The sequence below is a fragment of the Clostridium sp. AF34-13 genome (assembly GCF_003477845.1).
Classification (GTDB): Bacteria; Bacillota; Clostridia; order Lachnospirales; family Lachnospiraceae; genus Butyribacter; species Butyribacter intestini.
This window is the reverse complement of record NZ_QUEB01000003.1, coordinates 205,178-230,614: the sequence shown is the minus strand read 5'-3', so window position 1 is coordinate 230,614 and position 25,437 is coordinate 205,178. Positions and strand designations below refer to the sequence as shown.

Sequence of the window (25,437 nt, the reverse complement as noted above, 5' to 3'; positions counted from 1 at the left end):
AAAATATAGAAAGAAAAGAGGTAAATACATTTATGGAATTAAAACACGTTATCCCTAACATGGAAAGAACATTCGGGAATTTGGAATTTGCAGGTGAGAATAAGGTGGAACAGCGTAGGATCAACGGACGTATGACGGTCGTTTCCCGTAGCTTCAACCTTTATTCGGACGTGCAGAGAGCAGATGATATTATCGTGGTGCTGCCTGCTTCTGCTGGTGAGAAGAACTTTGAATCAGAGGAAAAAGTAAAACTTATCAATCCAAAAATCACCGCAGAGGGTTACAAAATCGGTACAAGAGGATTCACAAACTATATCCTGTCAGCGGACGATATGGTGAAAGCATAAGGAGGAAAAATTTATATGAGATTAGCAAATGGAATCATTATTGATAAGGAAAAGACATTCGGAGTGTTGAAGTTCTCGGCGTTGCGTCGTGAGGTACATATCCAGAATGAGGACGGTACGGTTTCTGAAGAAATCAAGGAACGTACCTACGACTTGAAGTGTAAGGAACAGGGACGCATGATACAGGTAAGTATTCCCGCCACTGTTCCATTAAAGGAGTTTGACTACAACGCAGAGGTGGAAATCATCAACCCTGTGGCAGACACGGTGGCAACCGCTACATTTCAAGGTGCAGACGTGGACTGGTACATCAAGGCAGATGATATTGTTTTAAAGAATAAGAATGGTCAGCCAGCAGGAAATCCACAGCACCATAACCAGCAATCACAGAATAAAAAATAAGTCATGTCGTTTTGTTGCTTGCAATATTGGAATAGGATATAATTTCCTCATAAAGTAAGATTTGTGATATACTAAAATTTAATAACGAGGAGGAGTTTAAGTGTCAGAAATTTTGCAACTACTAAATGATTTTCAAGGAATTATCGGTACAATTCTTGGTAGTGTTACAACACTGATTGTTACTGATATATTAAAAAAAAGAGGACAATTAAAAAATTATCTTGTTTCATACGAAGCCAAGTTTCAAACATTTCGAGATGTCGGTTGCAGTATGGGCGGCAAAAGGGATGAAGATTTTTATGGTTATTCTATAAAATATATAATTCAAATATATAATCAGAGTGATACTCCCAAAATAATGAGAGATTTTAGGCTAATATTCTATAAAAATGCAAAAGAACAATATTCCCTTATCCCTGATAATGAAGAAACCAGAAGATATTCTGCTCATATCTCACATATTGATGAGATGGAAGTTGCCAATATTGCTCCAAAAGAAATACAGGTATTAAAACAATCAATCTATGTTATGTATGATATGTTAGATAAAATTCAAGGTGCTGATAAAGTAGAATTGCAATATAAAGATGAAAAAGATAAAAATAGAAAAATTATATTATCAAATAAAGTAATTACAACAGATGATTATGTGCAAGAATAATATCATTTAATACTTGATTAAAACTTAATATTCTATATTGCATAAGCAGTAAATCTATAAGGTTTGCTGCTTTTTTTCATGGAAAGGAGATTTTTATATGCCACAATTCAAAAAATGGGGAAAACATATCAGAGCCAGCGACAAATCACTGGTTTTTCGTTTCTCGGCTGGTTCGCTGCTCCTGCTGTTTCTTGCTATGATTATACTGTTGAACCTAAAGGCAATTGTAACAACGGACTGGGAATCGGTTAGCTTTCTACAAGATGGCAGTGTCCATTTTTCAGTTACGCCATATAGGATAGTTACGGTCATAGTGTCAGCTCTGGTCTGTGTGATTGCTGCCTTTTTGTATCAGCGTTTCCAGTATGACAGGGTGAAGCAGCTCTTCCACCGTCAAAAGCTAGCAAAGATGATACTTGAAAATGGCTGGTATGAATCGGAAACAACACAGGAAAGCGGATTCTTCAAGGATTTACCAGCGTCCAGTAAAAAAGAGAAAATCACCTATTTTCCTAAACTGTATTACCGTATGGATAACGGACTATTGTATATCCGTACAGAAATCACGCTGGGAAAATATCAAGACCAGCTCTTACACTTGGAAAAGAAGCTGGAAACAGGCTTGTACTGTGAGTTGGTGTCAAAAGAATTAAAGGACAGCTATGTGGAGTATGTCTTACTTTATGACACTATCGCAAATAGAATCACTATCAATGAAGTACAGGCGGAACATGGCAGCCTGCGTCTGATGAAAAATGTCTGGTGGGAGTATGACAAGCTCCCCCATATGCTGATTGCTGGCGGCACTGGTGGAGGAAAGACCTATTTTATTCTCACTATCATTGAAGCTCTGCTCCGCTGCAATGCGGTCATGTATGTGTTAGACCCGAAGAACGCCGACCTTGCGGATTTATCCGTCGTCATGCCAGAAGTCTATTACAAAAAGGAAGATATAACTGCCTGTATTGACAGATTTTATGACGGTATGATGGCAAGAAGTGAAGCTATGAAACTCATGGAGAACTACAAGACGGGTGAAAACTATGCCTATCTTGGTCTTGCTCCGCATTTTCTCATTTTTGATGAATATGTGGCGTTTATGGAAATGCTGACGACAAAGGAAAACGCCGCTGTTTTAAATAAGCTTAAACAAATAGTCATGCTCGGACGACAGGCAGGTTACTTTCTCATTCTCGCCTGTCAGCGACCAGACGCAAAATATCTCGGTGACGGAATCCGTGACCAGTTTAACTTCCGTGTTGCATTGGGGCGTATGTCAGAGCTTGGCTATTCCATGATGTTTGGTGAGGTAGACAAGGACTTTTTTCTGAAACAGCTCAAAGGACGTGGATATGTCGATACGGGAACGAGTGTCATATCCGAGTTTTACACTCCCCTTGTACCCAAAGGACACGATTTCCTAAAAGAAATAGGCAGATTGTCACAAAACAGGCAGGACGGACAGGCGGCGTGCGAAGCGAAAGCCGCAGGTACGGACTAGCCTGTGTTGGTGTGGCTTGCCACACCAACCATTCGCCCCCGTTATCTAACAGGGGGGCACAAATCAACTGAAAACAGTCAATTTAATATGGAAAAATCCTTAAAATATGAGGATTTTTCAAACATTCAAGGGAATGTGACAAAATCGGTAAATGTCACATTCCTTTTCGATTGGAGGGATTTTTACTGAACGATACCGACTGGATAAATGATTTTAAAGAAAAACGGACACAGTACGGCGTTTCCCAGAATCAGCTTGCGGTCATGGCTGGTGTCAGCCGAGAGTATGTCAGCAGGCTTGAATCTGGAAAAGTAGCCTTGGCAGATGAAATCAAGGTGAAACTCACGGACGCTCTGGATAAACTGAATCCAGAAAATCCGCTGGAAATGGTCTTGGATTACGTCAGAATCCGATTCCCCACACAGGACGTAAAACACGTTGTGGAGGATATTCTTAAATTAAGGCTTGATGTGATGATACATGAGGATTTTGGCTTCTACTCCTATGCGGAACATTACGTCTTGGGTGATGTGTTCGTGCTGGCTTCACCCGATAAGGAAAAAGGCACATTGCTAGAGCTGAAAGGTAAAGGCTGCCGCCAGATGGAAAGCTACCTTTTGGCACAGCATAGGAGCTGGTATGACTTTCTCATGGACGCTCTGATAGAGGGAGGTGTGATGAAACGTCTTGACCTTGCCATCAACGATATGGTAGGAATCTTAGACATTCCGGAGCTGACAGAGAAATGCAACCATGAGGAATGTATTTCCGTATTCCGCAGCTTCAAGAGCTACCGCAGCGGTGAGCTTGTAAGAAGTCAAGAACAGGATAAATACGGTATGGGAAATACATTATACGTCGGTTCGCTCAAATCGGAAGTCTATTTCTGTATCTACGAAAAGGACTATGAACAATACGCAAAGTATGACATAGCCATTGAAGATACGAAAATCAAGAACCGTTTTGAAATAAGGCTAAAGAATGAGCGAGCCTATTATGCGGTGCATGACCTGCTGACCTACCACGATGCAGAGCGTACCGCTTTTGATATTATCAACCGCTATATGCGATTCGCTGACAAGGAGGTGGATAAGCGACGCAGCGAATGGAAAACCAATGAGAAATGGGCGTACTTTATCGGTTCTGATCGTGGGCGTTTGAAACTGACGACCAAACCAGAACCGTACACGCTCGCAAGGACGCTGAACTGGATAAGCAGACAGGTAGCTCCCACATGGAAAGTCTTACAGCAGATAGACAATACCAACGGTACGACTTACCTCAAAGATATTTTAGACCATGCGAAGCTCACCGAGCGTCATAAAAAGCTGATTGAACAACAGACGACTTCCACAGAGGAAATCATCAGTAAGGAGGAATGACAACATGAAGCATATCTTATTTGACTTCTTCCTGTTCTCACTTGGGGCAGGATTCGGAGTAGTGACTATGTGTCTTATGCAGTCTGCAAAAGCCGCAGACAGAGAAATTGAAATGATGGAAAGGAGAAAGAGATAATGAATTTCGGACAGAACTTATACAACTGGTTTTTATCTAACGCACAATCCCTTGTGCTTATGGCAATCGCTGTTATCGGGGTGTATCTCGGATTCAAGCGTGAGTTTTCCAAACTTATCGGATTCTTGGTGATTGCCCTAATCGCTGTCGGCTTGGTATTCAATGCCGCTGGCGTAAAAGACGTACTGTTGCAGTTATTCAATAAGATTATTGGAGCATAAGTTTTATGTTAAAAATAGAATTGTAGAATATATCAATAACTAGTATAATTTAGATGTAAATTCTATTTAAAAGTGAGGAAAAATATGGACAATATAGAAAATAAAAAGAAGCTCGCTAATATATTAAAAAGGGCAAAAAATACTGCTAAACCAGATAAATGTATTATGTGTGACAAACCACAAACAAGCTATTGTAATTCTCATTTAATTCCGCAAATGGTATTGAAAACTATTGCTGACAATGGGAAACTTTTACACCCTAATACACTAATCGGAATTGAGATTCTTGACATTGAGAAAGGTATCAATAATGCTGGTACATTCCATTTTATTTGTAGAAAATGTGATAGTGAACTTTTTCAAGATTACGAAAACCCAGATAAAATGAAAACTTATCCAACTGATATAATGATGGCAGAAATTGCTCTAAAAAATATGTTGTTAATGTTGAGCAAACGAAATGAAGAAAAAGAGATATTTAATATTGTACAAAACGAAATGAACGGTTTTGAAAACAAGGAGGTTCTTGATGAAATTCAAAGACTAGATATACAGGAATATCTTGATGCTTTAGATTTATACAAACAAATTATAAAAAACAATTCTACCGGTTGCTTTCAAGTTTTATATTGGAAGAAATTACCGTATGTTGTACCTTTAGCTGCACAATTACCTATTGCAGTTTATAAAGATATGTATGGAAATATTATAAATGATTTGTACGATACTAACCCTGATTATCGTATACAAAATCTTCATTTATGTGTTTTTCCTATTGAAAATGAAACCATTGTATTACTCTTTTATCATAAAAGGGATAAAAATTACCGTCGTTTAAGACATCAATTTAATAGTTCATCAGATGAGCAATGTTTAAGATTTATCAATTATTTGATTTTTGCATACACGGAACATTATTTTTTTGCAAAATCAATTAGAGATAAAATAGAGTTTGATAAAAATATGATAAAGCTTAGTAAAGAGTCAAATGGAAATCCAAATTTTGGTTTTGTGGATTTTAAAGACTTATTTACTGAGTATATCCCCGTATCTATGAATGATATACCAAATTTCTTGTCTGAAGAATACAGTTTGCAAAAAACTGAAAGTTAAGACAGGTATTTATTTAAGCAGTAAATCATATCGGTTTGCTGCTTTTTTCATGTAAAAATTTAAGATTGGAGGACAACATGAAAACAGATATTTTTGAGAATATGAAAGAGCTGGTCGGCTGTAAAGATGTTTCAGACCTGCCCTATAGAAAACGCGAGGTATGGGAAGAAATCAAACGACAGTCACTGCTTGCCTATCCCAAAGAACAGTTAGAAAAATTTTCCCATTATGTATTCGGTGTAGATTATGCTGTTATAATGGGAATACTGGATATGATGAAAGGAAGTGACAGACCATGCAGGAAATGCGAATCTACCTGTTAAACAATACAAAACCTTACCACGACGAGGACGACGGTTACTCTGGCGACTGGTTCAACTGCCCGATAAATTTTGATGAAGTCAGAGAAAAGTTAGGTGTAGAGAATGAGGAACAGGTCGAGATTGCAGACTATGAGCTGCCATTCCATATCAACACCGACACACCGATATGGGAAATCAACGCCCTTTGCCGCTTCGTGCTGGAAATAGACGGTACGCCTATCGGTAACGAAATGAAAGCCATTCAGCAGAAATGGTTTGACAGCTTCGAGGACTTTATCGACCATAAGGACGAGATACGTTACTATGATGTGGGTGACGGTGCAGCACTGGCAGAATACCTTATCTGTGAGGAAAATATATTCGGTGAGATTCCCCACGAATTACAGAAGCATATCGACTACCATTCCTACGGAAACGAGCTGGAAATGGACGACAGATACCTTTTCACAACAAACGGTGTATTCCGTTATCAGTAAGGGGTGATGTGGTATCGAAGAAATGCGAATCTATATCGCCAATCTGGGGAAATATAACGAGGGTGAGCTTGTAGGTGCGTGGTTCACACCGCCTGTCGATTATGATGAGATGGCAGAACGTATCGGCTTGAATGATGAATACGAGGAATACGCAATCCATGATTATGAGCTGCCCTTTGAGATTGACGAATACACACCCATTGAGGAAGTCAACCGCCTGTGTGAAATGGTGGAGGACTTACCAGAGGACATACAGGACGAGCTTTCAGAGCTGCTCTGCTATTACAGCAGCTTGGAGGAATTGTGCGAACACGCAGACGACATTATCCATTATCCCGATTGTGACGATATGACAGACGTTGCCTATTACTTCATAAATGAATGTCAAAGCCTTGGTGAGATACCAGACAGGATAAGGAACTACATAGACTATGAAGCCTACGGTCGTGACCTTGATTTAGAGGGGCGTTTTGTCGTCACCAATCATGGCGTGTTTGAATGTCCGTATTAGCAATGACAACTGAATATCTTATTATCAGCCAGTTATCAATGAACTGGTATTTTTTATGCAGCAGCTTGTGAAAACAGGCTGCTGTTTCCATTTTAAGAGAAATCTTCAAAGAAAGGAGCTGTGAAAAATGAAGAAAATCAAAAGCTATACAAGCATTTGGAGCGTGGAAAAAGTCATTTATGCCATTAACGACTTTCAACTCCCGTTCCCTCTCACGTTCAGTCAGATGGCATGGTTTGTCGTGTCGCTGTTCGTGGTTATCCTCTTTGGGGAGCTGCCGCCCTTTAACATGATTGACGGTGCGTTCCTCAAATACTTTGGAATCCCTGTCGCTTTTACATGGTTCGTGTCACAAAAGACCTTTGACGGGAAAAAGCCTTTTGGGTTCTTGAAATCCTGTATCTCGTTCTTCCTGCGACCAAAAGTGACCTATGCAGGAAAAGCCATCAAGCTGAAAAATGAAAAATTCAATACCGCTGTTACAGCAGTTAGGAGTGTGATGTATGTTCCCGATTAAATATATCGAAAACAATCTGGTGTTCAACCATGACGGTGAGTGCTTCGCCTACTATGAGCTGACACCTTACAATTATTCGTTCCTGTCACCAGAGGAAAAGTACATGGTGCATGACAACTTCCGTCAGCTTATCGCCCAGAACCGTGACGGGAAAATCCATGCCTTACAGATTGCCACAGAAGACAGCTTGCGTGCGGTGCAGGAACGCTCAAAGAAAGGAATCACAGGCAGGTTGAAAAAGATAGCCTGTAAAAAGGTAGACGAACAGACCGAAGCGTTGGTTGAGATGATTGGGGAAAATCAGATTGACTACCGCTTTTTTCTTGGCTTCAAGCTGCTGGTGAATGAGGAAGAAATCAGCTTAAAGGGCATGAAAAAATCAGCGGCTATGACCTTTGCCGATTTTATCTATGAGGTCAATCACAAGCTCATGGGCGACTTTGTTTCCATGAGCAATGATGAAATCAACCGATTCATGAAGATGGAAAAGCTGCTGGAAAGTAAAATATCAAGACGTTTCCAGTTCCGCAGACTGGATAAGAACGACTTCGGGTATCTCTTGGAACATATCTACGGAAACACGGGTGTTGCGTACAGTGATTATACCTATGAGCTGCCTGTCAAGAAGCTAAAGCGTGAAACGCTGGTAAAGCGATATGACCTTATCCGTCCGACACGCTGCATGATAGAGGAAAACCAACGATACCTAAAGATTGAACGTGAAGATCAGACAACGTATGTTGCCTACTTCACGATTAACAATATCGTGGGTGAGCTGGACTTCCCATCTTCGGAAATCTTCTACTATCAACAGCAGCAATTCACGTTTCCTATTTCCACTTCCATGAATGTAGAGATTGTAACGAATAAGAAAGCCTTAACCACAGTCCGTAATAAGAAAAAGGAATTGAAAGATTTGGATAACCATGCGTGGGAATCCAATAACGAAACAGGAAGTAATGTCATGGACGCTCTGGATTCGGTGAATGAGCTGGAAACCAGCTTAGACCAGTCAAAGGAATCCATGTATAAATTATCTTACGTTATCCGTGTAGCTGCTGATTCTCTGGACGAGCTGAAACGACGCTGTGATGAAGTCAAGGACTTCTACGACGATTTGAATGTGAAGCTGGTACGCCCATTCGGGGATATGCTCGGCTTACATGGTGAATTTATCCCATCAAGCAAGCGTTACATCAATGACTATATCCAGTATGTCACTTCTGACTTTCTCGCTGGTCTTGGATTCGGTGCGACACAGCAGCTTGGGGAAACGGACGGTATCTATATCGGTTACAACCTTGACACAGGAAAAAATGTATATCTAAAACCCAGCCTTGCCGCACAGGGCGTAAAAGGCTCTGTCACCAACGCATTAGCGGCAGCGTTCCTCGGTTCGCTCGGCGGTGGCAAGTCATTCTGTAACAACCTTATCATCTATTATGCGGTGCTGTTTGGAGGGAAAGCGGTCATTGTAGACCCGAAATCAGAGCGTGGCAACTGGCAGGAAACACTACCCGATATTGCACATGAAATCAATATAGTCAACCTTACCAGTGAGGACAGGAACAAAGGACTTCTCGACCCGTATGTGATTATGAAGCGTACAAAGGACGCTGAAAGCCTTGCGATTGATATTTTAACATTCCTTACGGGCATTTCTTCCCGTGATGGTGAGAAGTTCCCTGTCCTTAGACGTGCAATCCGTTCCGTTACACAAAGTAAGCAGCGAGGACTACTCCATGTCATTGATGAATTAAGGAAAGACGGTTCGCCTGTTGCAGAAAATATCGCAGACCATATCGAGAGCATGACAGACTATGACTTTGCACACCTCTTATTCTCGGACGGTGATGTGGAGCAATCCATCAGCTTAGACAGGCAGCTCAACATCATACAGGTAGCAGACCTTGTGCTGCCAGATAAGGACACAAAATTTGAAGAATACACTACTATGGAATTATTGTCAGTGGCAATGCTTATCGTCATCAGTACCTTTGCCTTAGACTTTATCCATTCAGACCGCAGTATTTTCAAGATGGTGGATTTGGACGAAGCATGGACGTTTTTACAGGTGGCACAGGGAAAGACTCTCTCTAACAAGTTGATTCGTGCTGGTCGTTCCATGAACGCCGCTGTTTACTTCGTCACACAAAACTCTGGTGATGTGGACGACGAGAAAATGAAGAACAATATCGGCTTGAAGTTTGCCTTTAGAAGCACGGATATAAAGGAAATCAAGAATACCCTTGAATTTTTCGGCGTGGATAAGGAAGACGAGGGCAACCAGAAGCGATTGCGTGACTTAGAGAACGGACAATGCCTGTTTCAAGATTTGTATGGGCGTGTAGGTGTTATCCAGATTCACCCTGTATTCGCTGATTTGTTCCATGCCTTTGATACCAGACCGCCCGTACAGACGGAAGAATCGAGGTGAAGCCTATGCGTAAACGAAAAATCCTGAGATTCTTCGGTATCGCTCTGCTGGTGGTTCTCGGTGTGCTGGTGTTCCTATCTATCACAGGCACGGTGGCTCATGCCGCTGGTCTGGTTGACAGTACAGTGAGTGACGCTAACGCCTACTCTAAATATCCGCTGGAAAACTACCAGCTTGACTTTTACGTTGACAGCTCGTGGGACTGGCTGCCTTGGAACTGGTTGGATGGTATCGGGAAAAGTATCCAGTATGGCTTGTACGCTATCACAAATTTTGTCTGGACGGTGAGCTTATATATTTCCAATGCAACGGGATATATGGTACAGGAAGCCTACAAGCTGGACTTTATCTCTGATACCGCAAGCTCTATCGGAAAGAACATCCAGACGCTTGCTGGTGTCACGCAAAGCGGTTTTTCCAGTGAGGGATTCTATGTGGGATTCCTGCTTATCCTCATTCTGGTAATGGGTATCTATGTCACCTACACAGGACTTATTAAGAGTGAAACGACAAAAGCGGTTCATGCAGTCGTCAACTTCCTTGTAGTCTTTATCCTGTCAGCGTCCTTTATTGCCTACGCTCCGAACTATATCAGTAAAATCAATGATTTTTCCGCTGATATAAGCAGCTCGGCATTATCGCTCGGTACAAAGATTGTGCTGCCCGATTCCAGCAGCAAGGGAAAAGACAGCGTGGATTTGATAAGGGACAGCCTGTTTTCCATACAGGTGAAACAACCGTGGCTGCTCTTGCAGTATGGGGAATCCGATATTGACAAGCTCGGCTCTGACCGTGTGGACAGCCTGTTAGAAGCAAGCCCAGATACGGACGACAGAGAAGATATAGTGGTTGAGGAAATCGAGGATAAGGACAATGCAAACCTAAGCGTTACAAAGACCATGAGCCGATTAGGAACAGTGGTATTTCTGTTCATCTTCAATATCGGAATCTCTATTTTTGTATTCCTGCTTACTGGCATGATGATTTTCTCACAGGTGCTATTCATCATTTACGCTATGTTCCTGCCTGTCAGCTTCATTTTATCCATGATACCGACCTATGAGGGCATGGCAAAAAAGGCACTTACGAAGCTGTTCAATACCATCATGTTAAGGGCAGGTATTACGCTGATTATCACCACAGCATTTAGTATCTCAACTATGTTTTACTCCATTTCTTCTGGCTACCCGTTCTTCATGGTGGCATTTTTACAGATAGTCACTTTTGCAGGAATCTACTTCAAGCTCGGTGACTTAATGGCAATGTTCAGTCTGCAATCTTCCGATACACAGCAGGTCGGCAGACGTATCATGCGGCGACCTTATATGTTCTTAGGCAGAAGTGCAAGACGCTTGGAACGTAAAATCGGCAGGACGGTTGCGGCTGGTGCTGCTGGCGGTGTAGCTGGTGCGGTGGTCGCTTCAAATAGCCGCAAGGTTGATACAGCAAAAGGAAACAGTCATACACGACCAAACCATGACACCGCTTCTGATACTTCCACTTTTGGGAAACGTGCTGGTGCGAAAGTCGGTGCTGTGCTTGATGGTAAAGACCGCTTGAAAGATAAGGCAAAATCCATTAGACAACAGGTCAAGGATATGCCGACACAGGCACAGTATGCAGTACATAGCGGCGTAAACCAGATACAGGAAAATGTATCAGACTTCAAGCGTGGTATTGTGGAGGAAAAAACGACCAGAAAACAGGGTCGTGCAGAGAAACAGGATAAGCACAGACAGACGGTTGCGGAAAAACGTATGGAACTGGATAAAGCGAAAGAAAGCACAGGATCAGTGACAAAAGGAACTGCCCCTGTGCATGAGCGACCAGTGACAACGCCTGTATCTGCGAAAGCAGCTCCACAGTCGGCAGGTTCTAAAGAAGAACAGAATATCAAAGAACGCCCTACTACTGTTAAGAGGGAGCAATCACAATCTGCCAGAGCAAAAGAGCCTGTCACAAAGCAACAGGAAGTAAGGACGCAGGTTGCCAGAGAATCTTCTTCTCCAGCAGCTACACCAAAACATTCGGGAACTGTGACAGATATGCCCCGTCAGACAGTCAAACATCAAAAGCAGACAAAGACCGTACAGAAAAAGACCACAAAACCGTCAACCATGAAGAAAACGACCAGCAGGAAAGGCGGTAAGAAATGAAGCTAAGACACTTCGCTGTGTTCGGTGGGATTTTTACGGTGATTATCTGTCTGCTTTTGTTCCTGTTTATCGTGACCGCAGATGATGAAGAAAACAGCACTTCCTACTTTGATTTTTCTGGACTGAATCTGTCAGAGGAAGTGCTGAAACATCAACCGACGGTAGAAAAATATGCGAAAGAATACGGAATCTCGGACTATGTGAACTATCTGCTTGCCATCATGCAGGTGGAATCTGGCGGTACAGCTACGGACGTCATGCAGTCGTCAGAATCAATGGGGTTGCCGCCTAATTCCCTCTCGACGGAGGAATCCATCAAACAGGGGTGTAAATACTTCTCGGAGCTTTTAAAATCCGCAGAAGCAAAAGGCTGTGACATTGACACAGTGGTACAAGCCTATAACTATGGCGGTGGCTTCATTGACTATGTGGCGAAGCATGGAAAAAAGTACACTTTTGAACTGGCTGTCAGTTTCGCTAAAGACAAATCGGGCGGTGTCAAAGTCACCTATAAGAATGAGATTTCCATTAAGGAAAATGGCGGCTGGCGTTATAAGTACGGAAATATGTTCTATGTCCGTCTGGTGAACCAGTATTTAGCTGTTCCCAGTTTCAGTGACGCTACCGCACAGGCAATCTTCAAAGAAGCATTGAAGTATCAAGGCTGGAAGTATGTCTTTGGCGGCAGCAATCCAAACACCAGCTTTGACTGTTCTGGTCTTACGTCTTGGTGCTATGGGAAAGCTGGTATCAGTCTACCTCGTACCGCACAGGCACAGTATGACGCTACGCAGCACATACCGCTGTCACAGGCGAAAGCTGGTGACTTGGTATTCTTTCACTCCACTTATAATTCTGGAACGTATGTCACCCATGTGGGAATCTATGCAGGAAACAACAGAATGTATCACGCTGGCGACCCTATTGGATATGCAGATTTAACAAGCCCGTACTGGCAGAAACACTTGATTGGTGCTGGTCGGGTAAAATCAAAATAGAAAGGAAATGGTACTATGATATTTAAGAAAAAGGACAAGGAATCAAAACCGAAAAAAGAGAAAAAAGTGCTTGTGATGAAAGTCGGCACACACAAGAAAACTGTGATTGCCTTATGGCTGGTGCTGATTACAAGCGTCAGCTTTGGGGTGTATAAGAATTTCACCGCCATTGATATGCACACGGTACATGAAAAGGAAGTCATTGAACAAAGAATTGTTGACACTAACAGGATAGAGAACTTTGTAAAAGCCTTTGCGAAGTCCTACTATTCTTGGAGCAATACGCAGGAATCCATTGATAAAAGAACCGCAGCCATCAACAATTATCTGACTAAGAGCTTGCAGGATTTGAATGTCGATACGGTAAGGCAGGATATACCCACAAGCTCTACGGTAACAGATGTAAAGATTTGGGATATAGAACAGGCTGGAACAGACGACTTTACCGTTGTCTACTCCGTAGATCAGACGGTAACGGAGGGTGAAACGTCAATCGGTTACACCTCCGCTTATATGGTAGTGGTTCATGTAGATAGCAATGGAAACATGGTTATCATACAGAATTCGACCATTAGCAGCACACCGACAAAATCCAGCTATGAACCAAAGACAAAGGAATCTGACGGAACGGTGGATGCTGCCACAACGGAGGAAGTGACAGAGTTCTTGGAAACATTCTTTAAGCTGTACCCTACCGCTACGGAAAAGGAGCTTGCCTATTATGTATCTGGCAATGTGCTTGAACCTGTAAACTGTGGTTATCTGTTTTCAGAGTTGGTAAATCCTATCTTCATCAAAGATGGGGAACAGGTCAAAGTTTCGGTATCGGTGAAGTATCTCGACCAGAGAACAAAAGCAACACAGATTTCACAGTTTGACTTAACGCTGGAAAAAGATAGTAACTGGAAGATTGTAGGATAAAAAGATAATCTGATAGATTGACACATTAAAATGAATGTGTTAAAATTTCTTTGTTTTATAAAGGAGAAAAATTATGAATTACTATATAACAAATCAACCCAAAAAGAAACTTATCTCTGTACAATTAAATCCGATGAAACATTGTACAGAGTATAGCATATAAAGAAATGCGTAAGATTTCATCGGGAATGTGGCAATAGAGTGATATACTTTTATTGTCTCTTTTCCGTATGTTATAAAACGTAAAAAAATTAAGGCTATAGGCAATGTTTTGTCTATAGTCTTTTGTTATACATTCATAATTTTAACAGGAGGCTATTGCACTTTGTGTATTTTGCCTCCTATTTTTTATGCTCAAAAACAGAGAAAGGAACATGAAACATGAGTTTATTAGAGATTACAAATTTATCACATTCGTTTAGTGAAAATGTTTTATATAAAAATGCAGATTTTTCATTAAACAAAGGAGAACATATTGGAATTGTCGGGCAGAATGGAACGGGAAAAAGTACGCTGATTAAACTTTGTACGGGGCAACTTCTCCCCGATGAAGGGCGTATTATATGGCAGCCTAAAACAAGTATCGGCTATTTAGACCAATACGCTGAAATTGATATGCAGCTTGATATGAAAAGATTTTTGAAAACTGCTTTTTCACATCTATATGAATTGGAAGAAAAAATGAACTGTTTATATGAGAATATACATGATGGTGATTTTCAAAACTTAGACATAGCAGCAAAGTATCAAGAAGAATTAGAACGACAGGATTTTTATTTGATTGATACGAAAATAGAGCAGGTCGCAACTGGTTTGGGATTATCAGCAATCGGTTTAGATAGACCTATTGCACAAATGAGTGGCGGTCAACGTGCAAAGGTAATATTAGCAAAACTATTGCTTGAAAAGCCAGACGTATTATTGCTTGATGAACCAACCAATTTTTTGGATAAAGAACATATTGATTGGCTGTCGGAATATCTCTGCGGTTTAAGTAATGCCTTTATGGTTGTTTCGCATGATTATAGTTTTTTAGAAAAAATTTCAAATCGAATTTGTGATATAGATAACTACAAAATCGGAAAATATTATGGCACTTATTCGGAATTTTTGAAAAAGAAAACTGCTCTGCGAGAGAATTATATACGTCAATATTCCGCACAGCAAAAGGAAATCAAGAAAACGGAAGAATTTATCCGTAAAAATATAGCAGGAAGAAAATCAAAAATGGCAAGGGGCAGACAAAAGCAACTAGACAGAATGGATAAGATGGAGGCTATTGAACAAAAAGAAGTTGTGCCATTTTTTCATTTTCGTGAAATGCCTTTGACAAATACAGAACATTTAAGCGTTAAGCATTTATCTGTTGGTTATCATTATCCTGTTTTATCTGACATTGATTTTGCTATTAATGGTGGACAGAAAGTTGTAATAACTGGTTTTAACGGTATTGGAAAATCGACATTATTAAAGACATTGGTCGGAAAATTAGATGTTCTAAATGGTTCATTTTCTTTTTCCGAGCAAGTGAAGTTACGATATTTTGAACAGGATTTATATTGGGAAAATGAAAAGGAAACTCCAATACAGATAGTGTCTGATTGTTATCCGTCCCTTACGATAAAGGAAGTAAGAAAAAACCTGGCATGTTGCGGAATCATAGGAGAACACGCAATGCAGAGTATTGGCACATTAAGCGGTGGAGAACAAGCAAAAGTAAAAATATGCCTATTAACTCTTACTCCTTGTAATTTTATTATCATGGACGAGCCAACAAACCATTTGGACATTCAAGCAAAACAAGCTTTAAGAATTGCATTAAAGGAATTTAAAGGCACAGTTTTGCTTGTTTCTCACGAACCTGCTTTTTATAAAGAGATAGCACAAAAAATAATTAACATTGAAAATATCATTAAGAAAAAATAACTCTGATAAATGTAAAATTATTCTTTTATTTTTTTAGACTTGATAATTCCGTCAGCGACACTTTCCATGATAATTAAATCCTTATCGGAAAGGTTGTCAAGTTGTTTTTCCAACTGTCGTCTTCTGGTGCTTTTATCCAGATCAGACGCAGGCAGGAAAAATTCATCAACGGAAATATTAAGTAATGATACAAGGTCATAGAACACCTGTAAACTTGGGTGCTGCCCTTTGTTTTCAATATTTGTCAAATAGCGTGGGTCAATTTCAATCATAGCTCCCACCTGTTCACGAGTAAGACCTCGTTTTTTACGAGCTTCTTTGATGGCAAGACCAAAGGCTCTGAAATCATACTTATCTTCTTTTTTACGCATATTTAATCACCTCACTACATTTTACTGTTCCTGTTGATTTTCTAACAGGTATAGAAAAACGTATAGTAAGGTTTATCAGTTCCTATTATGCGTAAATCAATTAAAAAGTGCTGCATAGCGGCAAATAAAAAAAACCGCTATTAACAGTACCGTTTTTGCGTGTCACAAAATACCTTTTTCCAGATGGCGGTTGAAAAGCCGCCTTTTTCTTTTCCCATCAATAGAAAAACAACATAATGGTTTTGGGTTAGCGGCTTTGGGAGGTAGCCGCATTGAAAGACCTGTATAATCGACAATCTTCAATATATCCGTTATTGTCAAAAAAATCCTAGCTTTCACAGCGGCACAATATACCCTTGAATATGGTTTTTCACGTTACATAACAGGAACAATTTTAAAAGCACAAGAACAGCATTTCTTATATGCCCTTGTGCTTTTTTGCTACTTTAAAAAATTTTTTGATTTTTTTCTGATTCGGGTTACAAATCGCCCCTCCGTGTTGAGTGTTAGTGCGGAAAGAGGTAAAAAGCCTTTTCGCTTTAGCAACTTCAACTTGAAAGGAGGTGAGATTATGAAACCTTCTTCATTTGAGAACGCTATAAGACTTCAATTTGACTGTCTGGCTCGTAAGGTAATTGGCAGAACTGTAAAGAACTACAACAAAGAACTTGCCAGACGTGCAAAGCATGAAATATCTTTCTGTGAAATACCAGAGCTGGAATTAAACCAGTTGGGTGTATCGGACGAATACCCGATTGAATTTACTTCCTTTGATGTGTTTGGTACAGAAGTTCGTGTGTATGATGAGAAATTATGTGAAGCAATCAAAAAATTAAGCGAAAGACGACGCAATGTTGTGTTGATGTTCTATTTTCTGGAATTACCAGACGCAGAAATCGCAGAGATTTTGGATATTTCCAGAAACTCTGTTTATAGAAACAGAATGTGTTCACTAAAGCTCATTAGAGATATGTATGAGGAGGAATTATAACATGATGAAGTCTACAAAAAAGTGTCCTCTATTCTCCACAATCAGTTTAGCTGCTGATGGCGACGAAGTGGCAATAGAGAAAATATTAAATCACTATGACGCTTACATATCAAAAGCAAGTTTACGCCCGTTCTATGATGAACACGGAAATATGTATATTGTGGTCGACATGGAACTGAAAGGCAGAATCAGAGCTGCTCTTATTAAAGCAATTCTAGGTTTTGAAGTCAGAGTGAAATAAGCGAATATATACGGAGTGTTCTATCACCTCATTCCAGCTCCGTTTTACAAGTGTTCTTTGAAAAATGAATAAAGTAATCAGATACGTTTGATATACGGTGAGCCGACGGACTGGAACGCCATGACCCACGAAAGGAGGAATAAAGAAGCGAGCGACCATGCCAGTGATCCGTAAGCGACTGTTGGAAAAGTTGCTGCCATGACCTGTATATCAGAATAATGATACACCCGTATGACACGGTTCACCCATCAGAATGGAAATGGTGAAATTCCAGTGGAGCTTTCCAAAGCCATCTGATTACTTCTTATTTATAGACAAATTCTTTCATAATGTACAAGCATTTTTGCATACTTTGTAAATATATTGTAGTGAGGTGGTTCAATGGCAAATGACGCAAAGGTAGTTTGCAAGAATGTTTTTAAAAATTGTGATAGAGCGGCGTTTACAAAAGCATTTACTCTAAAATGGATAGAGTTGATAAATCAATATGAAAAAAATAAAGGAAAGGCAACTCCTGCCAGATGATAGACAAACTATCCTACGAGATGTTATAATAACATTATGTAGAGATAGTTTGTTTCGTCTTCTCTAAAAGGAGAACGAAGCATGATAGAATCAAAATCAAGAGTTGCTATTTATTGCCGCTTATCAGAGGAAGATAGAAACAAACAATCAGAAACAGACGACAGTAACAGTATTCAGAATCAAAAGTCAATGTTACTTCAATACTCATTAGAGCATGGTTGGGAAGTCTACAACATATACAGTGATGATGATTACACTGGTTCTGACAGACGACGACCAGAATTTAACAGGTTGTTGGAGGACGCAAAGAATCGTAAATTTGATATTGTCCTTTGTAAGACACAATCCAGATTTACCAGAGAACTAGAATTAGTGGAAAAATATATCCACGGTCTTTTCCCTATTTGGGGTATTCGTTTCATCAGCATTGTTGATAATGCAGATACCGCTAATAAAGGAAATAAGAAATCAAGACAGATAAATGGTCTGGTGAATGAGTGGTACTTAGAGGATATGTCAGAAAACATTAAAAGCGTTCTCACTGACAGAAGAAAGAACGGACACCATATCGGTGCTTTTGCCCTGTATGGTTACAAAAAAGACCCTGACGTAAAAGGGCATTTGATTATTGATGAAGAAGCTGCGGAAGTTGTCAGAGAAGTTTTTACACTGTTTTCACAGGGATATGGAAAGACCGCCATTGCCCGTATGCTGAATGACAGAGGAATACCAAACCCTACGGAATACAAACGACTTCATGGTTTGCGTTACAAGCAGCCTAAAACGAAAAACAGTACCCTATGGAAATATTTTGCCATATCAGATATGTTGGTGAATGAAATCTATATCGGGAATATGGTTCAAGGGAAATATGGCAGCGTTTCTTATAAGACAAAGCAAAACAAACCCAGACCAAAAGACGAGTGGTACAGAGTTGAGGGTACACATGAGCCGATTATTGACCGTGAGTTATGGGATAGGGTTCAAGCATTGGTAGCTCAAAAGGCAAAACCTTTCACAGTTGGCACAATCGGCTTATTTGCCAGAAAAGCTCGCTGTATGAATTGTGGTTATACAATGCGTTCATCAAAGAATCGTGGTAAGCATTATTTACAATGTTCTAACCGCCATGTAGCAAAGGACGCTTGTATAGGTTCTTTCATTTCAGTAGACAAATTGGAAAAAGCTGTGATTGATGAACTTAATAAGTTATCCGCAGAATATCTGGATAAAGATGAGCTTGAACAAAATGTGCAATTCAATAATGACTTGCGAGGTCAAAAAGAAGCTTTGGAAACGGAGATTGCTGCTTATCAAAAAAAGATTGCGGAATACACAAAAGGAATCCGTGAACTATATTTAGATAAGGTAAAGGGTATTCTTTCCGAACTTGATTACTTGGATTTATCTAAAGATTTCTCAACACAAAAAGAAAGGCTCGAAAAACTGGTAATTGATACGCAGAAACAGCTTGATGTTATTGAAAGAAAAATGCTGATTGGCGATAACAGACGACAGTTAATCGAGCAATATACAAATCTTGAACACTTAGACAGGGAAACGGTTGAAAAGCTGATTGATTATGTATTGGTCGGTAAGAAAGACCCTGTAACTAAGGAAGTACCTATTGAGATACATTGGAATTTCTAAAGTTCTCATATCTGGCAGCTAGTATGCCAGATTATTGGGAACTATCTTTTAAAACCTCAATGTTGTCTTTACACAATCGTACCATCTGCCGCCATGTCTTCATAAAGATCGGTTATTGTATCACCAGTGCTCTGAAGCTGGCTCGCACTGAAAGGCTCTCCACTTGCTGCCTGCGGCCATATGGCAAGTGTGTGGTCAATATAGTATTTATCAAAGCCGGATGCCTTGATTTCTTCCGGTGTAAGATTTTTTGTAAGCTGTCTGATAATGGTAGCAACAATTTCAAGATGACCGAGTTCTTCGGTGCCGATGTCAGTAAGAGCACCCATGACACGGCGGTCGGTCATACTGTAACGCTGTGAGAGATAACGCATAGCGGCACCAGCCTCGCCATCCGGACCACCGTATTGACTCATTATTACCATTGCAGCTTTTGGGTCGCACCTTGTTATATTGACAGGGTATTGCAATCGCTTTTCATAATTAAACATAAACTCCTCATTTCTGCGTCAAACGCAATGATATTTGTTTTTCGTGAAATTTACAGAAACTTTAAAAATCCATAATAAACAACAATAGTTTATTTTTTATTCCCATGGCCACGGGTCTTTTACCCATTCCCAGTAACATGAGTCCGGGACATCATATTTAGAAAGTGGACCATATTTCTGTGTATATTCATTTACTGCTTCTTCTCTTTCTTTTTTTAATTTGTTGTAATAACACAGAGCATCTTTGTCACATGGGTGTGTGTCTAAAAAAAGAACTGTATCGTCCATTGCGAAGCTTACCTGGGTGATATATGCCAAGAGGTTATGCTTTTCTCTATTCATCTCGCACCTCCTTTTTGACTGCAAAATCCATTTGGAATACAGCCGTAAAACGGATAGTCAAGTTCTTTAAAAATAGTTCCCTGTGAAAGACCTTCGCAGAGGGCATAGACATTTCTCCACTTTTGCCAAGGAACATAGCCTATTCCAATAGGAATATTGTGCATATCAATATGTGATATTGAATCAGCACAATTTTCAGGTGGTCTGTAATGTGGTCGCTCACAACCGGAATCGCATGTTCGTGGTTGATTTTGATGGTGGTTGTTGCAACCGGAAGTCATATTGCTCTGGTTTTGAGAATGACTATTGCATCCCGGAACCGTATTATTTGGTTTTTGAGAGCAGCAGCTGCAGTTACCACAATGCTGACAGCCTGCCTGTAATCTGAAATTCATGTTATTCATAGGAAATTCCTTTCGTTATCGGAATCATATATTTTAAGAATTAGAATATATTTATATATCTAATCTATATATTTTTATGAAGAAATAAGAAAAATGTTACTGAGATAGCATATTACTGACGGGATAGTTAGGTAGATATTAAGAAAACTTATATTATAAGGATTGAAGTTCAGAATAATCCCATAACATAATATCTAAGAGATAATCAGAATTGTTATAGTTGATAAGAAATGGAATATAATCAGGGACAGTTTCATCATGTATATCAATATTGGACATAATATACTGAATTGGATTTATGGTTTTGTCAATTTTAAAGACAGCAAAAAAGGATACCAGCATTTTCTGGTATTTGTTGGTTTGCAGTAATGTATTTTGGTTTTCAGAGTATGTATTCATGAAAATTGAAACCTCATTTCTTTGTGTGGTATAGCAATGTTGTAAGCCGTAGTACCAGTTTAGGGTCAGATACATTTTAAATCCAATAGGGTTATATAAATTGTTATTGGTTACACAGGCTATTTAAAATTAGTTCTATATTTATTTTAACATACTTTTGTAAAATTGTAACATAAATAATTAAAATATTTTATATTTTTGTGCAGAAACATGTCGAAAAATTCACAATAAATCAGGGGAGTAGTGCGAAAAATCTATATATACAGGATTTTTCGCACACAAGATTTGTGTCTGTGCACACTTGACACAAACTTAATATGCAAAAAAATGTGTGCAGAAATGAGGAGTAAAGTGAAAAATAGGATAATAAAAGTAATTATTTCATTATGTTTTATTTTGTTGGCGATAGGAGCAGTCAGGGGAGATTATTTTTCTGTTATTGATGTTTTACAAAAAAGTGTCGGCTATGATAATTCAAGGTCTGTTGAAAAGATGCAGGAGGATTTTGATGCTTTTTTAAATCAGATTTTTATTGACAGCGTTTCGCAGGATACCTTGACAATGAATTATACTTTAAAAAATAAAAAGATATATGGTCTTGATAATATGGAGGTCAGTTTTGGAAATATGGATTTTGATGAACAGAAGGGGACTTATTCGGTTTATGAAAATATGATGGAGACTCTTAGAAGTTTTGATTATGATAAATTGAAAGAGGAACAGAAAATCTGTTATGATCTTGCAGAGTACATGATGAAACTAAATCTGGAATCGTCAAAATATCCGGACTTTGAGGAGTATTTAAGTGAGACTTCGGGTGTCCAGGCACAGCTTCCTGTTTTGCTTGTTGAATATAATTTTTATACGGAAAATGATATTAAAGATTACATAAAGCTGTTAAATCTTATTCCAGAGTATTTTAATAATGTCATTAAATATGAAAAATATAAGGCAAGTAAGGGAACTTTTATGAGTGATACTTGTGTGAATCTGGTGATAAAACAGTGTAATGCGTTTGTTAAAAATCCGGATAAAAATTATCTTATTACGACTTTTGAAAAGAGAATATCAGGATTTGCCAATATAAATGATACTGATAAACAAAATTATATTGCTAAAAATAGAGATGCTGTACTTAATAAAGTTATCCCGGCATACAAAAATCTTGTATTTGGATTGGAGTCACTTAAGGGTAATGGAAAGAATAATGGAGGTCTTTGCGGTTTTAAAAATGGTAAAAAGTATTATGAATATCTTGTAAGGCGAAAGACGGGGTCTGACAGAAGCATTAAAGAAATGGAAATATTAATAGATAAGGAATTGAAGCAGGCACAGAAGAAAATTTCGGAGATTATTGCAAAAAATTCAAAGATTTATGATAGTGCCGTAAATGTAAAGTATAAATATACTGAGCCAAATGAAGTTATAAAACATTTAAAGAGTGCAATGAAAGAGGATTTTCCGTCACTTTCCGATGACATAAAGTGTCAGGTAAAGTATGTTGACCATTCTCTTGAAGAAAGTCTAAGTCCCGCTTTTTATCTGACACCTGCGATAGATAATTATAATAATAATGTGGTTTATCTTAACGGAAATAAAAAATACGACCTTAGCAAAGCGTTTACAACAATAGCACATGAAAGTTATCCGGGACATTTGTACCAGAACTGCTTTTTCTATTCAAAATCACCGGTTCCTTTCAGAAGTGTTGTTAATATAGGCGGTTATGTTGAAGGATGGGGGACTTATGCAGAACTTTACAGTTACAAATATGCCGGGTTGGATGAGAAAACGGCAGAGATACTTCGGGAAAACACTATCGCAACGCTTTGTATTTATGCACAGGCTGATATAGGAATAAATTATAACGGCTGGAGTCTTACAAAATTGGCAAAATATCTCATGGCATATGGATTTGATATAGAACAGAGTAAAACAGTGTATAACAGTATGGTTTCAGAGCCGGCAAATTATCTTAAATATACTATGGGTTATTTAGAGATAGAGCAGATGTATAAAAAGGCAGAGAAGAAGCTTGGAAAGAAGTTCACACCGAAGAAATTTCATGAATATATATTGTCGATAGGGGAAGCACCTTTCTCATTATTAAATGAAAGGCTTGATACTTGGATAAAGGAGCAGAGCCGGGGCTGAAAGAAAAGTATTATCTATATTAGTGCAGATAGGAAAACAGACAGCCATGTTGATGTTTGCAGATGTGAAAAATCTAAAATTGTATTATAATGTGAAAGCAGTTGAGAGATAAATAAAAACAGCACAGCAGTTTTTTAAATACTGCTGTGCTTGTGGATTAAAAAAGTACAATATTTATATAATTCTGCGTTTATTTATCACGGTCAGGCAAATAGCACTTTATTCAATCAAATCTCTCTGGGTGAGGATTTTTGCTTCGCCACTTTCACGCATTTCAATAACCGGAGAACCTTTGTGGTTTATATAATCATCAGTGATAGTTACCCGTCCTATCATGTCATCCTTAGGAATTTCATACATTATATCAAGCATAAAGTCTTCAATAATGGCACGAAGAGCTCTTGCCCCGGTGTTTTTCTTTAAGGCTTTTTTTGCTATGCAGTGAACGGCTTCATCGTCAAATTTAAGGTCAACTTCATCAAGTGCGAGAAGCTTTTTGTACTGCTTTAAGATTGCATTTTTGGGCTGTGTGAGTATCTGTGCGAGCATATCCTCAGTCATTGCCTGAAGTGTAAATACTATAGGAAGTCTGCCTAGAAATTCAGGAATCATACCAAATTCTCTGAGATCCTCAGTAGTAACTTTTGAGAGAATATTTTCGTCGTTATCATATTTATCTTTAAGTTCAGCTTCAAATCCAATGGACGACTGTTTTGTAAGTCTGTTTTTAATAACTTTTTCAAGTTCAGGAAAAGCACCGCCACAGATAAATAAAATATTTCTCGTATTAACCGTTGTAAGCGGAACCATTGCATTTTTGCTTGTAGCACCGACCGGAACTTCGACATCACTGCCTTCAAGAAGTTTTAACATTCCCTGCTGAACGGATTCTCCACTTACATCTCTGCTGTTTGTGTTTCTTTTTTTAGCAATCTTGTCAATTTCATCTATAAAGATAATTCCATGTTCGGCTTTTTCAACATCGTTGTCGGCTGCGGCGAGAAGCTTTGATAAAACGCTCTCTACATCATCGCCTATATATCCGGCTTCTGTAAGTGAAGTCGCATCAGTTATGGCAAGAGGAACCTGAAGTATTTTAGCAAGTGTTTTAACAAGATATGTTTTACCGCAGCCTGTTGGACCTACCATAAGCATATTTGACTTTTCGATTTCGATTCCGTCATCTTCCTCAATATCATCTGAGAGTACACGCTTATAATGGTTATAAACTGCGACAGACATTACTTTTTTTGCAAATTCCTGACCGACTACATATTCATCGAGTTTTGATTTAATTATATGAGGTGCAGGAAGATGTTTTATGTCAAAGACACCTGTCTGTATATTATCTTTTTTCTTTTCTTTTGCAGCTTTTTTCTTTTTAATCTTCTGATTTTTAGGGATATTGTCACCGCCCGGCATATTTGGCATACCAAATCCGAACATATCCATATAAGGCATATTTGGAAATGTGCCGTTCAGGTTCATATTGTTCATTGAATCAAAAGTTTTCTGCATACAGTCATTACAGATACATATATTATTTGGAATATGTATCATTTTGCCTGCTTTGCTTTCAGGACGGCGGCATATATAACAGATTTCTTCATAACTATCGTTGTTATTATTGTTATCTGATGCGTTTATATTATCACTATTATTATTATCTGACATAAATTATCTCCTTTTCTTGACTACTATGCTGTAGTGTGTTAAAATATGAATTGTGTGCTCCCATAGTTAAATGGATATAACAGCCCCCTCCTAAGGGGCAGTTGTAGGTTCGATTCCTACTGGGAGTGCTTTTTGTTTATCTGGATGTGTTTATGCGGTGGCAAAAT

26 protein-coding genes, 1 tRNA gene and 1 pseudogene are annotated in these 25,437 nt (G+C 39.1%); 23 read left to right on the top strand and 5 right to left on the bottom strand.

The genetic code is table 11. The annotated features are described in order from the left end of the window. Positions 1-32 precede the first annotated feature (32 nt). The 17 genes from DWZ63_RS04380 to abc-f all read left to right on the top strand — a co-directional run bounded on the left by DWZ63_RS04380 (position 33) and on the right by abc-f (position 16,028). A complete protein-coding gene (locus DWZ63_RS04380; RefSeq protein WP_016440011.1) occupies positions 33-347 on the top strand; it encodes a YdcP family protein in 315 nt (104 codons plus the stop codon). A gap of 15 nt (positions 348-362) precedes the next feature. Then, positions 363-749, top strand: coding sequence for a YdcP family protein (locus DWZ63_RS04375; RefSeq protein WP_016440012.1), 387 nt, complete (start codon positions 363-365; stop codon positions 747-749). A 100-nt stretch (positions 750-849) separates the two neighbouring features. After that, positions 850-1,410, top strand: a complete 561-nt coding sequence (locus tag DWZ63_RS15925) for a hypothetical protein (RefSeq protein WP_016440013.1) — start codon at positions 850-852, stop codon at positions 1,408-1,410. Between the two features lie 97 nt (positions 1,411-1,507). Next, positions 1,508-2,911 (top strand): DUF87 domain-containing protein, encoded by a 1,404-nt coding sequence (locus tag DWZ63_RS04365; RefSeq protein WP_118498835.1) that lies wholly within the window; start codon positions 1,508-1,510, stop codon positions 2,909-2,911. 170 nt (positions 2,912-3,081) lie between these two features. Continuing rightward, positions 3,082-4,293: a MobT family relaxase gene (mobT, locus tag DWZ63_RS04360; RefSeq protein WP_118498833.1), complete on the top strand. Its 1,212-nt coding sequence runs from the start codon at positions 3,082-3,084 to the stop codon at positions 4,291-4,293. Positions 4,294-4,297: 4 nt separating this feature from the next. After that, a complete protein-coding gene (locus tag DWZ63_RS04355) occupies positions 4,298-4,429 on the top strand; it encodes a DUF3789 domain-containing protein (protein WP_005363224.1) in 132 nt (43 codons plus the stop codon). After that, on the top strand, positions 4,429-4,650 hold the full coding sequence (locus DWZ63_RS04350) for a hypothetical protein (protein WP_005363222.1): 222 nt from the start codon (positions 4,429-4,431) through the stop codon (positions 4,648-4,650). Before DWZ63_RS04355 ends, DWZ63_RS04350 begins: the two co-directional genes overlap by 1 nt. Positions 4,651-4,734: 84 nt before the next feature. After that, positions 4,735-5,763: a hypothetical protein gene (locus tag DWZ63_RS04345; RefSeq protein WP_118498831.1), complete on the top strand. Its 1,029-nt coding sequence runs from the start codon at positions 4,735-4,737 to the stop codon at positions 5,761-5,763. Positions 5,764-5,840: 77 nt separating this feature from the next. Continuing rightward, positions 5,841-6,086 (top strand): hypothetical protein, encoded by a 246-nt coding sequence (locus DWZ63_RS04340; protein ID WP_118498829.1) that lies wholly within the window; start codon positions 5,841-5,843, stop codon positions 6,084-6,086. After that, a complete protein-coding gene (locus DWZ63_RS04335; RefSeq protein WP_118498827.1) occupies positions 6,059-6,562 on the top strand; it encodes an antirestriction protein ArdA in 504 nt (167 codons plus the stop codon). Before DWZ63_RS04340 ends, DWZ63_RS04335 begins: the two co-directional genes overlap by 28 nt. 13 nt (positions 6,563-6,575) lie before the next feature. Continuing rightward, on the top strand, positions 6,576-7,073 hold the full coding sequence (locus tag DWZ63_RS04330) for an antirestriction protein ArdA (RefSeq protein ID WP_207664378.1): 498 nt from the start codon (positions 6,576-6,578) through the stop codon (positions 7,071-7,073). Positions 7,074-7,200: 127 nt separating this feature from the next. Continuing rightward, the gene (locus tag DWZ63_RS04325; protein ID WP_005363216.1) at positions 7,201-7,590 is read left to right on the top strand and encodes a conjugal transfer protein; all 390 of its coding nucleotides are present in this window, start codon (positions 7,201-7,203) and stop codon (positions 7,588-7,590) included. Beyond that, complete coding sequence (locus DWZ63_RS04320; RefSeq protein ID WP_118498823.1) at positions 7,577-10,027, top strand: ATP-binding protein; 2,451 nt, start codon at positions 7,577-7,579, stop codon at positions 10,025-10,027. Before DWZ63_RS04325 ends, DWZ63_RS04320 begins: the two co-directional genes overlap by 14 nt. Before the next feature lie 5 nt (positions 10,028-10,032). Continuing rightward, positions 10,033-12,183: a YtxH domain-containing protein gene (locus DWZ63_RS04315; RefSeq protein WP_118498821.1), complete on the top strand. Its 2,151-nt coding sequence runs from the start codon at positions 10,033-10,035 to the stop codon at positions 12,181-12,183. Next, the gene (locus tag DWZ63_RS04310) at positions 12,180-13,181 is read left to right on the top strand and encodes a bifunctional lytic transglycosylase/C40 family peptidase (protein WP_016440024.1); all 1,002 of its coding nucleotides are present in this window, start codon (positions 12,180-12,182) and stop codon (positions 13,179-13,181) included. Before DWZ63_RS04315 ends, DWZ63_RS04310 begins: the two co-directional genes overlap by 4 nt. 18 nt (positions 13,182-13,199) lie before the next feature. Then, the gene (locus DWZ63_RS04305) at positions 13,200-14,102 is read left to right on the top strand and encodes a conjugal transfer protein (protein ID WP_347474825.1); all 903 of its coding nucleotides are present in this window, start codon (positions 13,200-13,202) and stop codon (positions 14,100-14,102) included. A gap of 381 nt (positions 14,103-14,483) precedes the next feature. Beyond that, positions 14,484-16,028, top strand: coding sequence for a ribosomal protection-like ABC-F family protein (gene abc-f / locus DWZ63_RS04300; RefSeq protein ID WP_016440026.1), 1,545 nt, complete (start codon positions 14,484-14,486; stop codon positions 16,026-16,028). 17 nt (positions 16,029-16,045) lie between these two features. Here abc-f and DWZ63_RS04295 read toward each other — a convergent pair whose 3' ends face one another. Then, entirely contained in the window at positions 16,046-16,399 is a 354-nt protein-coding gene (locus DWZ63_RS04295) for a helix-turn-helix domain-containing protein (RefSeq protein ID WP_118498818.1), read from the bottom strand. Between the two features lie 571 nt (positions 16,400-16,970). Between DWZ63_RS04295 and DWZ63_RS04290 the strand changes: the two genes are divergently transcribed. The 4 genes from DWZ63_RS04290 (at position 16,971) to DWZ63_RS04280 (ending at position 19,806) form a co-directional block, all read left to right on the top strand. Further along, positions 16,971-17,390, top strand: coding sequence for a sigma factor-like helix-turn-helix DNA-binding protein (locus tag DWZ63_RS04290; protein WP_016440028.1), 420 nt, complete (start codon positions 16,971-16,973; stop codon positions 17,388-17,390). Between the two features lie 4 nt (positions 17,391-17,394). After that, complete coding sequence (locus DWZ63_RS04285; RefSeq protein WP_199588481.1) at positions 17,395-17,631, top strand: helix-turn-helix domain-containing protein; 237 nt, start codon at positions 17,395-17,397, stop codon at positions 17,629-17,631. A 381-nt stretch (positions 17,632-18,012) separates the two neighbouring features. Beyond that, a complete protein-coding gene (locus tag DWZ63_RS15625) occupies positions 18,013-18,156 on the top strand; it encodes a hypothetical protein (RefSeq protein ID WP_016440029.1) in 144 nt (47 codons plus the stop codon). Between the two features lie 81 nt (positions 18,157-18,237). Beyond that, on the top strand, positions 18,238-19,806 hold the full coding sequence (locus tag DWZ63_RS04280; RefSeq protein WP_101884088.1) for a recombinase family protein: 1,569 nt from the start codon (positions 18,238-18,240) through the stop codon (positions 19,804-19,806). Between the two features lie 83 nt (positions 19,807-19,889). Here DWZ63_RS04280 and DWZ63_RS04275 read toward each other — a convergent pair. The 3 genes and pseudogenes from DWZ63_RS04275 to DWZ63_RS15920 all read right to left on the bottom strand — a co-directional run. Then, positions 19,890-20,297: pseudogene (locus DWZ63_RS04275) on the bottom strand (manganese catalase family protein); the annotation flags it as partial. 96 nt (positions 20,298-20,393) lie between these two features. Beyond that, positions 20,394-20,639 carry a spore coat protein CotJB gene (locus DWZ63_RS04270; RefSeq protein ID WP_118498816.1) on the bottom strand — a complete coding sequence of 82 codons (246 nt, stop codon included), beginning with the start codon at positions 20,637-20,639 and terminating at the stop codon, positions 20,394-20,396. Beyond that, positions 20,636-21,043, bottom strand: a complete 408-nt coding sequence (locus DWZ63_RS15920) for a spore coat associated protein CotJA (RefSeq protein WP_243020479.1) — start codon at positions 21,041-21,043, stop codon at positions 20,636-20,638. Before DWZ63_RS15920 ends, DWZ63_RS04270 begins: the two co-directional genes overlap by 4 nt. A 750-nt stretch (positions 21,044-21,793) precedes the next feature. On the opposite strand from DWZ63_RS15920, the gene DWZ63_RS04255 reads away from it, so the two are divergent. Beyond that, positions 21,794-23,596: a DUF885 domain-containing protein gene (locus tag DWZ63_RS04255; protein ID WP_182431440.1), complete on the top strand. Its 1,803-nt coding sequence runs from the start codon at positions 21,794-21,796 to the stop codon at positions 23,594-23,596. A gap of 219 nt (positions 23,597-23,815) precedes the next feature. Here the strand turns inward: DWZ63_RS04255 and clpX are convergent, their stop codons facing one another. Further along, entirely contained in the window at positions 23,816-25,270 is a 1,455-nt protein-coding gene (clpX, locus tag DWZ63_RS04250; protein WP_055945286.1) for an ATP-dependent Clp protease ATP-binding subunit ClpX, read from the bottom strand. A gap of 56 nt (positions 25,271-25,326) precedes the next feature. Here clpX and DWZ63_RS04245 point away from each other — a divergent pair. After that, a tRNA-Arg gene (locus DWZ63_RS04245) sits at positions 25,327-25,398 on the top strand. Positions 25,399-25,437: the final 39 nt, after the last annotated feature.